Annotated in this window: 14 protein-coding genes; 12 read left to right on the forward strand and 2 right to left on the reverse strand. The window is 73.2% G+C overall.

What is annotated here, in order from left to right:
• The first annotated feature begins 149 nt into the window (after positions 1-149).
• From ACSUPV_RS04080 to ACSUPV_RS04110, 7 genes are all read left to right on the forward strand, one after another.
• Positions 150-1,574 (forward strand): amidase, encoded by a 1,425-nt coding sequence (locus ACSUPV_RS04080; protein WP_436946934.1) that lies wholly within the window; start codon positions 150-152, stop codon positions 1,572-1,574.
• Between the two features lie 65 nt (positions 1,575-1,639).
• Positions 1,640-2,086, forward strand: a complete 447-nt coding sequence (locus tag ACSUPV_RS04085) for a type II toxin-antitoxin system PemK/MazF family toxin (RefSeq protein ID WP_436946935.1) — start codon at positions 1,640-1,642, stop codon at positions 2,084-2,086.
• A gap of 936 nt (positions 2,087-3,022) precedes the next feature.
• Positions 3,023-4,336 (forward strand): ergothioneine biosynthesis glutamate--cysteine ligase EgtA, encoded by a 1,314-nt coding sequence (egtA, locus tag ACSUPV_RS04090; protein ID WP_436946936.1) that lies wholly within the window; start codon positions 3,023-3,025, stop codon positions 4,334-4,336.
• Positions 4,337-4,368: 32 nt separating this feature from the next.
• Positions 4,369-5,724 carry an ergothioneine biosynthesis protein EgtB gene (gene egtB, locus ACSUPV_RS04095; protein ID WP_436949870.1) on the forward strand — a complete coding sequence of 452 codons (1,356 nt, stop codon included), beginning with the start codon at positions 4,369-4,371 and terminating at the stop codon, positions 5,722-5,724.
• A complete protein-coding gene (gene egtC, locus ACSUPV_RS04100) occupies positions 5,724-6,503 on the forward strand; it encodes an ergothioneine biosynthesis protein EgtC (protein WP_031120076.1) in 780 nt (259 codons plus the stop codon). The genes egtB and egtC overlap by 1 nt, the downstream gene beginning before the upstream one ends.
• A complete protein-coding gene (gene egtD, locus ACSUPV_RS04105; RefSeq protein ID WP_436946937.1) occupies positions 6,500-7,462 on the forward strand; it encodes an L-histidine N(alpha)-methyltransferase in 963 nt (320 codons plus the stop codon). Before egtC ends, egtD begins: the two co-directional genes overlap by 4 nt.
• A 110-nt stretch (positions 7,463-7,572) precedes the next feature.
• Positions 7,573-7,788: a dodecin gene (locus tag ACSUPV_RS04110; protein ID WP_031120079.1), complete on the forward strand. Its 216-nt coding sequence runs from the start codon at positions 7,573-7,575 to the stop codon at positions 7,786-7,788.
• 15 nt (positions 7,789-7,803) lie between these two features.
• Here ACSUPV_RS04110 and ACSUPV_RS04115 read toward each other — a convergent pair whose 3' ends face one another.
• On the reverse strand, positions 7,804-8,052 hold the full coding sequence (locus tag ACSUPV_RS04115; RefSeq protein ID WP_436946938.1) for a hypothetical protein: 249 nt from the start codon (positions 8,050-8,052) through the stop codon (positions 7,804-7,806).
• Between the two features lie 89 nt (positions 8,053-8,141).
• Complete coding sequence (locus ACSUPV_RS04120) at positions 8,142-8,636, reverse strand: LNS2 domain-containing protein (RefSeq protein WP_031120081.1); 495 nt, start codon at positions 8,634-8,636, stop codon at positions 8,142-8,144.
• 99 nt (positions 8,637-8,735) lie between these two features.
• Here ACSUPV_RS04120 and ACSUPV_RS04125 point away from each other — a divergent pair, with 99 nt between their 5' ends.
• The 5 genes from ACSUPV_RS04125 (at position 8,736) to ACSUPV_RS04145 (ending at position 13,730) form a co-directional block, all read left to right on the forward strand.
• The gene (locus ACSUPV_RS04125; protein ID WP_382616759.1) at positions 8,736-9,935 is read left to right on the forward strand and encodes a right-handed parallel beta-helix repeat-containing protein; all 1,200 of its coding nucleotides are present in this window, start codon (positions 8,736-8,738) and stop codon (positions 9,933-9,935) included.
• Positions 9,936-10,431: 496 nt separating this feature from the next.
• Positions 10,432-10,809 (forward strand): DUF485 domain-containing protein, encoded by a 378-nt coding sequence (locus tag ACSUPV_RS04130; protein ID WP_436949871.1) that lies wholly within the window; start codon positions 10,432-10,434, stop codon positions 10,807-10,809.
• Entirely contained in the window at positions 10,803-12,398 is a 1,596-nt protein-coding gene (locus tag ACSUPV_RS04135; protein ID WP_037764737.1) for a cation acetate symporter, read from the forward strand. Before ACSUPV_RS04130 ends, ACSUPV_RS04135 begins: the two co-directional genes overlap by 7 nt.
• A gap of 113 nt (positions 12,399-12,511) precedes the next feature.
• Positions 12,512-12,682 (forward strand): 50S ribosomal protein L32, encoded by a 171-nt coding sequence (gene rpmF, locus ACSUPV_RS04140; protein ID WP_031120085.1) that lies wholly within the window; start codon positions 12,512-12,514, stop codon positions 12,680-12,682.
• Positions 12,683-12,731: 49 nt separating this feature from the next.
• Entirely contained in the window at positions 12,732-13,730 is a 999-nt protein-coding gene (locus ACSUPV_RS04145; protein WP_436946939.1) for an LLM class flavin-dependent oxidoreductase, read from the forward strand.
• The last annotated feature ends 4 nt before the right edge of the window (positions 13,731-13,734 follow it).

Below are 13,734 nucleotides of genomic sequence, written 5' to 3' on the forward strand. Positions count from 1 at the left end.
GGGGGCCGTCAATGGTTTGAACAGGAGCGGATGAGCCCAGTGAGGAAGATGTGGCCTTGTGGGTGAATTTCCACTCCCGCCGTCGGCATTCCCCCACCGGCCACCGGACGTTACCGTTCGGTAGAGGAGCTGCTTCCGGAGGTGTCCGTATGACGCTCGACCGTGCCGCAGGCCTGGCGGAGACCGCCCGCGCGCTGGCCGCCGGGGACGTGACGTCCCGGGCGCTGGTCGAGCGGACGCTGGCCCGGATCGAGGCGGCGCAGGACAGCGTCAACGCCTTCCGGATCGTGCGGGCCGAGGCGGCGCTCGCCGAGGCCGACGCGGCCGACCGGGAGCTGGCCGCGGGTGGTCGCAAACCGCTGCTCGGCGTGCCCGTGGCGGTGAAGGACGACATGGACGTGGCCGGCGAGCCGACCGCCTTCGGCTGCTGCGGGGAGTTCCCGCCGGTCGCCGAGGACGGCGAGGCCGTACGGCGGCTGCGCGCGGCCGGGGCCGTGATCGTCGGCAAGACCAACACCTGCGAGTTCGGGCAGTGGCCCTTCACCGAGGGGCCCGCCTTCGGCGCGACCCGCAACCCGTGGAGCACCGACCACACGCCCGGCGGTTCCTCGGGCGGCTCGGCCGCGGCGGTCGCCGCCGGCCTCGTGCCCGCCGCGCTCGGCTCGGACGGGGCGGGATCGGTGCGGATCCCGGCCGCGTGGACCCATCTGATCGGCATCAAACCGCAGCGCGGCCGCATCTCCACCTGGCCGCGCGGCGAGTCCTTCCAGGGCATCACCGTCAACGGCACCCTGGCCCGCACGGTCGCCGACGCGGCCCTGCTGCTGGACGCCGCGAGCGGCAACCACGCCCAGGACCCGCACCGGCCGCCGGCCGTCGACGTCTCCGGGGCCGTCGGCCGCGACCCGGGGCGGCTGCGCATCGCGCTCTCCCTCAAGCCGCCGTTCACGGCGGTGCCCGCGCGCCTGCTGCCGGAGGTGCGCACCCGGGTCGTGGAGCTCGCCGAGCGGCTGGCCGCGTCGGGGCACTGGGTCGAGGAGGCCGACCCGCCCTACGGGCAGATCGGGCTGACGTTCGTGCCGCGCGCGACGGCCGGGATCGCCGAGCGCGTGGGCGAGGCGCCCTTCCCGGCGCTGCTGGACCGGCGCACCCGGGACGCGGCCCGGCTGGGCCGGCTGCTGGCCGGGGCACCGCTGCGGGCGGCCCGGCGGGCGGAGGCCGTGCTGCACCGCCGTATCGGCGGGTTCTTCACCTCGTACGACGTCGTCCTCGCCCCGACGACCGCCGCTCCCCCGCCCCGCATCGGCGCCCTGCTCGAACTCAGCGGGTTCGCCACCGACCGGGCCATGATCGCGGCCTGCCCGTACGCCTGGCCGTGGAACGTGCTCGGCTGGCCGGGGATCAACGTGCCCGCGGGTTTCACGCCGGACGGTCTGCCGGTCGGGGCGCAACTGCTCGGACCGGCGAACAGCGAACCGCTCCTGGTACAGGTGGCCGCGCAGTTGGAGGCGGAGCTGCGCTGGCACGAGAAGTGGCCGGAGCCGGCGGTCACGGCACGTTCCGCCGCCGCCTGAGCGATCGAGCACCTGGCACGGGGGTGGGCCGGACGCGGCACGGAGGCAGCCCTTAGGGTGCCCCCGTGACCGCGTTTACCGACGAGAACGTCCCCGGCCGCCACGGCCCGTCCGCCACCGTCCAGGCCGATCCGCGCGAGGTGGGCCGGGTGCGCACCGAGTACTCGCCCGCGCACGACGGCGATCCCGACCCGGGCGAGATCGTCTGGACGTGGGTGCCCTTCGAGGAGAACGACGGCCGGGGAAAGGACCGCCCGGTGCTCGTGGTCGCCCGCGAGGCCGGCGGCACGTTCCTGGCCGTGCAGCTGTCCAGCAAGCGGCACGACGGCTACCGGGAGTGGGTGCCGATCGGCAGCGGCCCGTGGGACCGCTCCGGCCGGGACTCATGGGTCGACGTGGACCGGGTGCTGCGCCTGCACGAGGACGGCATGCGCCGGGAGGCCTGCGCCCTGGACCGCATGCGCTTCAACCTGGTCAGACACCGCCTGCGGGAGCGCTACGGCTGGACCTGACAGGAACACACCGCAACCGCCGGGTCCCCCGGCACCGGCGCGCGGCAGCCGTGGGCGGAGCCGCGGCCGGAGCCGCGGCCGGGACAGCTGACGGGAGCGGCGAGCGGCGGCTAAGGGCGACAGCCGTCGCGACCAGCGCCCGCTCACCGCGAGCGGCCGGTCACGCCCGGCGAGCGGCGGCTACGGGCCGCAACCGCCACGGTCGAACGCGCGGCAGCCCGGCCGACACGCCTCACACCCGGCGCGCAGCACTCCCGGCGGACGCCCCTCGCAACCGGCGCGCAGCACTCCCGGCGGACGCCCCTCGCAACCGGCGCGCAGCACTCCCGGCGGACGCCCCTCGCAACCGGCGCGCAGCACTCCCGGCGGACGCCCCTCGCAACCGGCGCGCAGCAGCCCCAGCCGACACCCCACGCAACCGGCGCGCAGCAGCCCCAGCCGACACCCCACGCAACCGGCGCGCAGCAGCCCCAGCCGACACCCCACGCAACCGGCGCGCAGCAGCCCCGGCCGACACCCCTCGCCACCACGCGGTAACCGTCACCGGTCGGCGTCCGCGTCACCCGGACGGAGGATGTCGGTATCGGTCGCGGCCGCGCCACTCGGTCCGTTGCCCCCGTGTCCCGCGCAGGCGCGCGCTCGCGGCGCGACCCCCGTACGCGCCGCCGAGCACCTGCCGCACGATCCTTCTTGTCGTGCTCACGCAGGCATCCTGAGTGACGCCGGATCCGCGGCGCAACAGAGTTTTTCGCGGCCGGAAAACACCGGGGAAAGCGCCGGGAAACACCCGGTCCGCCCGGATGACCGACCCGGTACGCCCCGGTTCGCACCCTTGTGCCGAGCGACGGGAGGGGCTTGGGTGGGACGGGTGAACCCGGTTCGGGCCGCCGGAGTGCCCGGACCGATGGCATGGTGGAATCTCAGGAGGATCCCTATATGCCTGATTCGCCCACTGCAGCGGCGGGCGGCTGTACCCAGCCACACGCCGCACTGTCCGAGGCAGATGTCGAGGCCCTCGTCCGCGGCATCTGCTTCAAGACCGGCCCGCCGCGCCGCCTCGGGGTCGAGGTGGAATGGCTCGTCCACGAGCTGCGCGCACCGCAGCTCCCCGTCACACCCGAACGACTCGAAGCGGCCTACGCCGCACTGCGGACCCTGCCCCTGAGGTCGGCGCTCACCGTGGAGCCCGGCGGCCAGCTGGAGCTGAGCTCGCCCCCCGCCGCCTCGCTGACGGAGGTCGTCCGCACCGTCTCCGCCGACCTCGACGCCGTCCGCGCGGTTCTGCGCGAGGACGCCCTCACCCTCGTCGGCATCGGCCACGATCCCTGGCACGAACCCCGCCGGTTCCTGCGCGAACCGCGCTACGACGCCATGGAGGCCTGCCTCGACCGCACGGGTCCCGCCGGCCGCGCCATGATGTGCACCTCCGCCTCCGTGCAGGTGTGCCTGGACGCGGGCCACGAGGAGCCCGGGCCCCTCGGCCACGTACGGCGCTGGTGGCTGGCCCATCATCTGGGGCCGGTCCTGGTGGCCGCGTTCGCCAACTCCCCGCTCGCCGGCCACCGGCCGACCGGCTGGTTGTCCACCCGGCAGCTGCTGTGGACACGGATCGGCGCCGGCCGGGCGGGCGGGCCACCGCTGGACGCCGAGCCGCGCGCCGCCTGGGCCGGGCACGTGCTGGACTCCCCCGTGATGTGCGTACGGCGGGAGGGGGCGCCCTGGGACGTCCCGGAGGGCCTGACCTTCCGGGAGTGGATCCGTACGGGCGTGCCGAGGCCGCCCACGCGGGAGGACCTCGACTACCACGTCACGACGCTGTTCCCGCCGGTCAGGCCGCGCGGCCATCTCGAACTGCGCATGATCGACGCGCAGCCGGGGGACGACGGCTGGATCGTGCCGCTGGCCGTGACGGCGGCGCTGTTCGACGACCCGGAGGCCGCCGAGACCGCGTACCGGGCCGTGAAGCCGCTGGCCGAGCGCACCCTGGGGATGCCCGCGCCGCACAACCCGCTGTGGCTCGACGCGGCCCGGCGCGGCCTGGCCGACGCCGAACTGCGCGAGGTGGCCGTCACGTGCTTCGCGACCGCGCTGGACGCCCTGCCCCGGCTCGGCGCCGCGCCCGAGGTCACGGACGCCGTCACCGCCTACCTGGACCGTTATGTCGTCCTGGGCCGGTGCCCCGCCGACGACCTGCTCGACCGACAGCGCGGCACGGACGGTCGCGCCCACGGGAAGGACTTCCGCCGATGACCCACACCGAGCCCGCCGCCGACACCGGGACCATGGACCGCACCGAGCCCGCGGCCGACACCGGGACCGTGGACCCGGAGGCGCTCCGTGACCCCGAGGCGCTCCGTGAGCGGGCGGTCGCCTCGTTGGTGGTCGCCCGCGACCGCACCACCCTGCTGACGAGCTGCGTCGAGGACCCCGACCTGACCGCGCAGCACTCGCCGCTGATGTCGCCGCTGGTGTGGGACCTCGCGCACATCGGCAACCAGGAGGAGCAGTGGCTGCTGCGGGCCGTCGCCGGGCAGGAGGCGATACGGCCCGAGATCGACAGTCTCTACGACGCCTTCGAGCACCCGCGGGCGGAGCGGCCGAAGCTGCCCCTGCTGTCGCCCGCCGAGGCCCGCCGTTACGCCTCCGACGTGCGCGGCCGGGCGCTGGACGTGCTGGAGAAGGCCGCGTTCCACGGCACGCGGCTGACGGAGGCGGGCTTCGCCTTCGGCATGATCGCGCAGCACGAACAGCAGCACGACGAGACCATGCTGATCACCCATCAGCTCCGCAAGGGCCCGCAGGCCCTGACCGCGCCCGACCCGGATCCGGTGCCGCTGTTCACCGGACCGTCCGAAGTCCTCGTGCCCGGCGGCCCGTTCACGATGGGCACCTCCACCGAGCCCTGGGCCCTGGACAACGAACGCCCCGCGCACCGGCGCGAGGTGGCGCCCTTCTTCATCGACACCACCCCGGTGACGAACGCCGCGTACCAGGCGTTCATCGAGGACGGCGGCTACGAGAACCCGCGCTGGTGGGCCCCGGAGGGCTGGGCGCACATCCGCAGGCACGGCATCACCGCCCCGCTGTTCTGGCGGCGCGACGGGAAGCAGTGGCTCAGGCGCCGCTTCGGTGTCACCGAGGTCGTCCCGCCCGACGAGCCCGTCCTGCACGTGTGCTGGTACGAGGCCGACGCCTTCGCCCGCTGGGACGGCCGCCGGCTGCCGACCGAGGCGGAGTGGGAGAAGGCGGCGTGCCACGACCCGGCCGGCGACCGTTCGAGGCGCTACCCGTGGGGCGACGCCGACCCGGGCCCCGAGCACGCCAACCTGGGCCAGCGGCACCTGCGCCCGGCGCCCGCGGGGAGCTACCCGGCCGGCGAGTCGCCGCTCGGTGTACGGCAGTTGATCGGCGACGTGTGGGAGTGGACGGCGAGCGACTTCCTGCCGTACCCGGGGTTCCGGGCGTTCCCGTACAAGGAGTACTCGGAGGTGTTCTTCGGGCCCGAGTACAAGGTGCTGCGCGGCGGTTCCTTCGCGGTGGACGCGGTGGCCTGCCGGGGCACGTTCCGCAACTGGGACTACCCGATCCGGCGGCAGATCTTCTCAGGGTTCCGCACGGCCCGCTCGGAGGACGTCTGATGTGCCGTCATGTGGCGTACGTGGGACCCGAGGAGCCGCTCGGCCGGTTCCTGGTGGAGCCCCCGCACGGCCTGTACCGGCAGTCGTGGGCGCCCCGCCACCAGCGGTACGGGACGGTCAACGCGGACGGTTTCGGCGTGGGCTGGTACGCGGAGGGCGATCCGGTGCCGGCCCGCTACCGGCGGGCCGGGCCCATCTGGGCGGACCTGTCGTTCGCCGACCTCGCCCGGATCGTACGGACCGGCGCGCTGCTCGCCGCCGTGCGGGACGCGACCCTGTCCGGCGCGGACGCCGAGGCCGCGGCGGCACCGTTCGCCGCGGGAACCTGGCTGTTCAGCCACAACGGCGCGGTCAAGGGCTGGCCCGGCTCCCTGGCCGCCGTGTCCCGGACGCTGCCGCACGAGGACCTGCTGTCCCTGGAGGCCCGCAATGACTCGGCGCTCGTCTGGGCGCTGGTGCTGGCCCGGCTGCGCGGGGGCGACACGGAGGGCCAGGCGCTGGCCGACACGGTCCTGGAGGTCGCCGCGGCGGCCCCCGGTTCCCGGCTCAACCTCCTCCTCACCAACGGCGACACCATCACCGCGACCGCCTGGGGCGACACCCTCTGGTACCTCACCCGGCCCGGCGGCGGCACCGTCGTGGCCTCCGAGCCCTACGACGACGATCCGCACTGGCAGGAGGTCCCCGACCGCACCCTGCTCGCGGCGAGCCGCACGGACGTGCTGCTCACGCCGCTCAAGGACCTCCCGGACGCATCTCCCAAGGAGCCCCGTACGTGAGCCCGTTCCGCCTCACCCGCACCCTGCCCGAGGACGCCACGGAGGCCGCCCTGCGCGCCGACGTCCACCGGGGCCTGACCCACACGCCCAAGACCCTGCCGCCGAAGTGGTTCTACGACGCCCACGGCAGCGAACTGTTCGAGCGGATCACCGAGCTGCCCGAGTACTACCCCACGCGCGCCGAGCGCGAGATCCTCGTCGCCCGCTCCGGCGAGATCGCCGCCGCCACCGGCGCCCGCACCCTGGTGGAACTCGGTTCCGGCTCCTCCGAGAAGACGCGGCACCTCCTCGACGCCCTCACCGGTCTGCACACCTACGTCCCCGTCGACGTCAGCGGGAGCGCCCTCACCCAGGCGGGGCAGGCGCTCGCCGCCGAGCGGCCGGGGCTCGACGTGCACGCCCTGATCGCCGACTTCACCGCGGAGCTGACGCTGCCGGACACTCCGGGGCCCCGGCTGGTGGCGTTCCTCGGCGGCACGATCGGCAACCTGCTGCCCGCCGAGCGCGCCGCGTTCCTGGCCTCCGTACGGGCCCTGCTCAGCCCGGGCGACGCGCTGCTGCTGGGCACGGACCTGGTCAAGGACGAGGAGGTGCTGGTCCGGGCGTACGACGACGCGGCCGGGGTGACGGCCGCGTTCAACAAGAACGTCCTGACCGTGATCAACCGCGAGCTGGGCGCCGATTTCGAGCCCGGCGCGTTCGACCACGTGGCGCTGTGGGACGCCGAGCACGAGTGGATCGAGATGCGGCTGCGCTCCCGTACCGCGCAGACGGTGAAGGTGCCGGCGCTCGACCTGGCGGTCGACTTCGCGGCGGGCGAGGAGCTGCGCACGGAGGTGTCGGCGAAGTTCCGGCAGGAGGGGGTGCGGGCCGAACTGTTCGCGGCGGGCCTGGACCTGGCCCACTGGTGGACGGACGGCGCGGGCCGGTTCGCGCTGTCGCTGAGCGTGGCGCGCTGACACCGGGGAGCCCCCTTCGGCGGCGGGGCGGGAGGTGACGCCTCGCGCTTCGCCGCCGCGTGGGGCACGGTGGAGTGACGCGCGACACTCGCCAGAACAGGAGCAGCGGCATGTCGAACCACACCTACCGGGTCACGGAGATCGTCGGGACCTCGCCCGAGGGCGTCGACCAGGCCATCCGCAACGGCATCGGCCGGGCCTCGCAGACCCTGCGCAACCTGGACTGGTTCGAGGTGACGCAGGTGCGCGGCCAGCTCGAGAACGGGGAGATCGCGCACTGGCAGGTGGGGCTCAAGGTGGGCTTCCGGCTGGAGGAGTCCGAGTAGAAGCCCCCTCAGGGCTCAGTCCGGCAGCGGTCGCGAGGTGGCGCGGCCCGGCTGCCTGCCCTCCGGCGGGTAGTCGCAGTCGATGCTGGTGACCTCGCGGTCGCTGTCCTCGGAGTCGACCACCGCCACACCGGTGCAGGCCCGGCCGTGTTCGTCGGTCCAGGTGACGATCTCGCTGCGGTCGGGCTTGGCGCAGCCGGTGGGCAGCAGCGCGGCGCCGAGCAGCGCCGCTCCCGCGAGCGCGCCCTTGCGACGTCCGTTCATGGCATCCCCCGTGTGTACGCGCACCGGTGCGCCGGTGCTGGTGGCTCGGGGATACCCGGCGGAGGTGAACAGTCCGCCAACCCCGGGTCTCAGGTCCGCCCTTCGCGCTCCTGGGCCGCCTTCATCTCGGCGGACCGCGCGGCCCAGTCGGCCCGTACGACGGTGAAGCCCGCACGCCGGGCGTCGGCGCAGACCAGTTCGTCGTCGTCCACGAGGACGCGGACCTCGCGCGTGCGGGCGAGCCGCTTCAGGATCTCCAGCTTGGTGAACCGCGCGGGCCGGCGGTCGGCGTCCCGCCGCATGTACACGCGCCCCTCGGGCAGCCCTTGGGCCGCCAGCCAGTCGAGCGTGTCCCGTCGGCAGCGCTCGGGGCGCCCGGTGAGGTAGACGATCTCGCACTCCCGCGCGCTCTCCCGCACCAGTGCGATGCCCTCCGGGAGCGGCCCGTCCTGCGGCGCCGCCGAGAAGAACCCGTCCCAGTCCTTCGGCCTGCGCTCCAGGAACCGCTGCCGGTGCGCGGTGTCGGCGAGGGTGTTGTCCAGATCGAACACGGCCAGCGGGGCCTTGCTGCGGTCGTCACTCACGCTGCCCACCCTAGGGGGTGTCCGCAAAGTCCCGGCAACCTTCGCTCCCCCGGCGGCCACTCCTGTGCGACACCCACGCGGGGAAAGGCAGGAGGCCGTATGCGCAACGCACGGATCTGGTCGGCGGCGATGGCGGGGGCCGCGCTGGCCCTGGCACTGACGGGGCCGGCGGCCGCCGCGGGCGCGACCCTGGTCGTGGCGCCGAACGGCGACGACGCCGCCCCCGGCACGCTCGCCCGGCCGCTGAAGACCATCCAGCGGGCGGTGGACCTGGCCGGGCCCGGCGACACCATCACCGTGCGCGGCGGGACGTACGCCCTCACCGACAACATCACCATCACGACCTCGGGGACCGCCTCCCGGCCCATCACCCTCTCGGCCCACCCGGGCGAGCGCGTGGTCATCGACGGCGAGAAACTGCCCGCCAGTCACACGCCGGTCGGCGGCAGCATCCCGCGCGCCGAGCGCGGGGCGGTCCACATGGAGGCGTCGTACTGGCGGATCTCGGATCTGGAGATCGTCAACGGCCCGTACGGGGTGTACTGCGACGGCTGTGACGGCAACGTCTTCGCGCGGCTGCGCACGCATGACAACTACGAGTCCGGGTTCCAGCTCCAGGGCGATTCGAGCGACAACCTGATCCTGGACCTGGACAGTCACGGCAACCGCGATCCGCGCAAGAACGGCGAGAGCGCCGACGGCCTGGCCGTCAAGGAGGGCAGCGGCACGGGCAACGTGGTGCGCGGCGCCCGGCTGTGGAACAACGTCGACGACGGCTTCGACGCCTGGGAGTTCGCCTCCCCGGTGACGATCGAGAACACCGTGGCGTACGGCAACGGCTTCAACCGGTGGAACTTCCCGGACTTCGCGGGCGACGGCAACGGCTTCAAGCTCGGCGGCGGCAGCCCGGCCCCGGCGGTGGCCCACACCGTACGCAACAGCGTCTCCTTCAAGAACGCGAAGCACGGCCTCACCGACAACGGCAACACGGGCTCCCTCGTCCTGAGCCGCAACTCCACCTACGGCAACGGCGGTACGGGCTTCGACGCCGACGTCTCGGGCGGGACCGCCCGGATCACCGGCAATCTGTCCATCGCGGACCGGCGCGCGGCGGCCGTCGGAGGCAAGACCGTCGCCGACGGCAACTCCTGGAACATCGGTGGCACCTGGGACGCCGCCTCGGTGCGGAGCACCGATCCGGGTCCGCTCACCGGGTCCCGGGCGGCGGACGGTTCACTGCCGAAGGCACCGGAGTTCCTCGTGCCACGTTCCGGCACGGCGGTCGGGGCACGTTTCTGATCCGGCCGTCACGGCGGCACGTTTGAGCCGGACTGGCCGGAGAAATGGTCCGGACTATTCTCCGGCGGGCCCTTTCGGACAGGCCCGTCGCAGTACCGCCGGCTCTTCGCCGGGGGTGTGAACGCGCCATGGACAGAAGTCAATTGACCCTCACAGTTGATGGCTCAAGCACGACACTGACATACTCCGCTTTCAGCCTCGCCACCACCCGTGGCCGGGGCTGGTCGGGGATCTCCACACAGAACCCCGAGGCCGTCCGGGTGATTCCGAACAGGAAGTTTTTCGGTTTCACGAGCCCCCCACAGAGCCCGCACCCCCTCAGCGCGTCCGGCACCCCTCCACCCTGCCCGAAAGCCGGACGCGCCACTGACTCGACGGGGTCGAGTGCGGGGCACGAAGCAGCGAAGAAGGTGCGCCTGTGCCCGAATTTCCACCGCGGCGGGATGACACTCCTACATTCCCGCTCCCGCACATCGAACATACTCCGCCGTCCGGCATATCCGACCATCCCGAATTTCACTCGTTGCGCCGCGCGCAGCGCCGGTTCGGCACTCGGGCGACGATCTTGTCCGTCGGCGGATTCCTGCTGTATGTGCTGCTGTCGAGTTTCGTCCCCGCGGTGATGAACCAGCCGCTGTTCGGCCACCTCACGATCGGGCTCGCCCTGGGGCTCGGGCAGTTCGCCATCATGGGCGTGACCGCCTGGTGCTACGTGCGGCACATGCGCACCCGGGTCGATCCGCTCGCCCGCGGCCTGCGGTCGCGGCTGCACGAGAACGAGAACCGCCGCGCCCGCGCCGCCGCACCGCCCCAAGGCGCCGGGCAGCCCGGGCAGCCCCTCCGGCAGGGCACGAGGGGGTTCCGCACGTGGTGACCGCCGCCGCCATCGACGACAGCAGCCTGCAGCTGACGTTCGTGCTGTTCCTGACCGTGGTCGTGATCACCCTGTTCACGGCCCTGCTGACGGCCCCCCAGCGCGACGAGATCAGCGAGTTCTACCTCGGCAACCGCGCGATGTCCCCGTTGCGCAACGGCCTCGCCATGTGCGGCGACTACCTGTCCGCCGCCACCCTCCTGGGCAGCACCGGGCTGGTCGCCCTGACCGGGTACGACGGACTGATGTACCTCGGCGGCACCACCGTCGCCTGGATGATGGTGCTGCTGCTGATCGCCGAACCCCTGCACCGCACGGGAAAGTTCACGCTCGGCGACACGGTGGCGCTGCGCCTGCCCCGGCAGCAGCGGCCGGTGCGGGTCGCCCTGGCGGTGTGCATCCTGGCCATCACGACGCTCTACCTGGTGGCCCAACTGGTGGGCAGCGTGGCCCTCCTGACGCAGTTCACCGGCGTGCCGAGCGGCACCACCCGCACCCTGTGCGTCGTCGTGATCGGCACTTTCGTGATCCTGTACGCCTCCCTCGGCGGGATGCCCGGCGCGACGGTCATCCAGATCATCAAGGCCGTGATGCTGATCGTGGGCGTGCTGTTCACCGCGGGCTGGGTGCTGCACCGCTTCGACTGGAACCCCAACGCCCTCCTGGAGCGGGCGGCCGAACGCAGCGGTACCGGTGTGACCTTCCTCGAACCCGGGTTGCGCTACGGCGGCACCGTCAGCAACAAGCTGGACTTCCTCAGTCTCGAACTGGCCATCGTCCTCGGGCTCGCGGCCCTCCCGCACGTGCTGATGCGGCTGCTGGCCCCGCGCAGCAGCAGTGTGCTGCGCTCCTCGGTGCTGTGGGCCATCGGGCTGGTCGGCGCGGTCTGCTTCGGGGCCGGCATCCTCGGTCTCGGCGCCACCGCGCTGCTGGGCCGGGACACCATCCTGGACACGGACCGCACCGGCAACGCCTCCGTCCTGCTGCTCGCGCACGAGCTCGGCGGCAGTGTCCTCACCGCGCTGCTGACCTGCCTGGCGTATCTGACGCTGCTCGCCGTGGCGGTGGGCCTCACCCTGGCGGCGGCCTCCTCCCTGGCACACGACCTGTACAGCGAGGTGATCCGCAAGGGCCGGGCCAGCGAGACGGAGGAGCTGACCGTCGCGCGGCTGTCCGGGGCGGTCATCGGCATCCTCGGCATGCTGCTCGCCCTCGTCGCCTGGGGGGCGAACACGGCGACGCTCGCCTTCCTCGCCTTCGCCATCGCGGCGTCCGCCATCCTGCCGACGATCATCTACACCCTCTTCTGGCGGCGTTTCTCGGCGAAGGGCGCCCTGCTCAGCCTCTACGGCGGCCTGCTCTGCTCCGTGCTGCTCGCCGTGTTCTCCCCCGTCGTCTCCTCCGCCCCCGCCTCGTTCTACCCCGAGGCCGACTTCGCCTGGTTCCCGCTGCAGAACCCCGGCATCGTCTCCATCCCCGTCGGCTTCCTCCTGGGCTGGCTCGGCACGGTGCTGGACAAGGGGCCGGCTGAAGAGGCGGGCACGCACGAGGAGTTCGAGGTGCGGATGCTCGTGGGCGCCGACGACTGAGGCACTCCTGCGGAACGGCCGGGCAGGCACCGCGGACGCTGATTGTTAATGGGATCCATTTTCATGTAGCGTCCTCGGTGCCCGTCCGTGGTTGTGCACCGAGGAGGAATCCCATGGCCGTCCCGAAGCGGAAGATGTCCCGCAGCAACACCCGTCACCGCCGCGCCCAGTGGAAGGCCGCCACGCCGACCCTGGTGCCGGTCACGATCGACGGCGTCCGCCACCTGGTGCCCCAGCACCTGGTCAAGGCCTACGAACGCGGCCTCCTGCGCCCCGAGGGCTAGGCGACACCGCAGCCGGGAATGCCGCTGCGCCCCAGGCGTTGAACCCCGTGTGAGCTCCCTGATCGCCTCGACCCGCTTCTCCGTCCTCGACCGCTCCCGCACCCGCGAGGGCCACACGCACCCCGAGGCCCTGCGCGACACCGTCTCGCTCGCGCAGGAGCTGGAGCGGCTCGGCTACCACCGCCTGTGGGTCTCGGAGCACCACGGGGTGCCCGGGGTCGCCGGTTCCACGCCGACCGTGCTGGCGGCCGCCGTCGCCGCCGCGACCCGGACGATCCGGGTCGGCACCGGCGGGGTGATGCTGCCCAATCACCGGCCGCTGGTCGTGGCGGAACAGTTCGGGGTGCTGGAGTCGCTGTTTCCCGGCCGGATCGACATGGGCCTCGGCCGCTCGGTCGGCTTCACGGACGGCGTGCGCAGGGCCCTGGGCCGCGGCAAGGGCGACGCCGAGGACTTCGAGGCCCAGCTGCGGGAGCTGCTCGGCTGGTTCCGCGGCACCTCCCCCACGGGAGTGCACGCCCGCCCGGCCGAGGGGCTGACCGTGCCGCCGTTCGTCCTGGCCATGGGCGAGGGCGCCGGCATCGCGGCCCGCGCGGGCCTGCCCATGGTCATCGGCGACCTCAGGAACCGGGAGAAGATGCGCCGCGGCATCGACCACTACCGCGAGCACTTCCGGCCCTCGCCCTGGGCGCCGGAACCGTACGTCGTCGTCTCCGGCACGGTCGCCGTGGCCGCAAGCCCCGAGGAGGCCCGGCGGTTGCTGGTCCCCGAGGCCTGGTCCATGGCGCACTCCCGCACCCACGGCACCTTCCCGCCCCTGCCGCCCGCCGAGCGCGTCGAGTCACTCACCCTGACCCCGAAGGAGCGCGGCTTCTACGAGTCCGGGCTCACCGGGCACATCGCCGGCACCGAGGAACAGGTCGCGCACGAGCTGGAGACGGTGCTGAAGGAGACGGGGGCACAGGAGGTCCTGGTCACCACCAGCACCTACGACCGCGAGGCGCTCCTCGACTCCTACCGGCGACTGGCCGCGATCACCTCCGGTTAGAGTC

The organism is Streptomyces sp. SudanB52_2052, from assembly GCF_964272415.1.
Classification (GTDB): domain Bacteria; phylum Actinomycetota; class Actinomycetes; order Streptomycetales; family Streptomycetaceae; genus Streptomyces; species Streptomyces olindensis.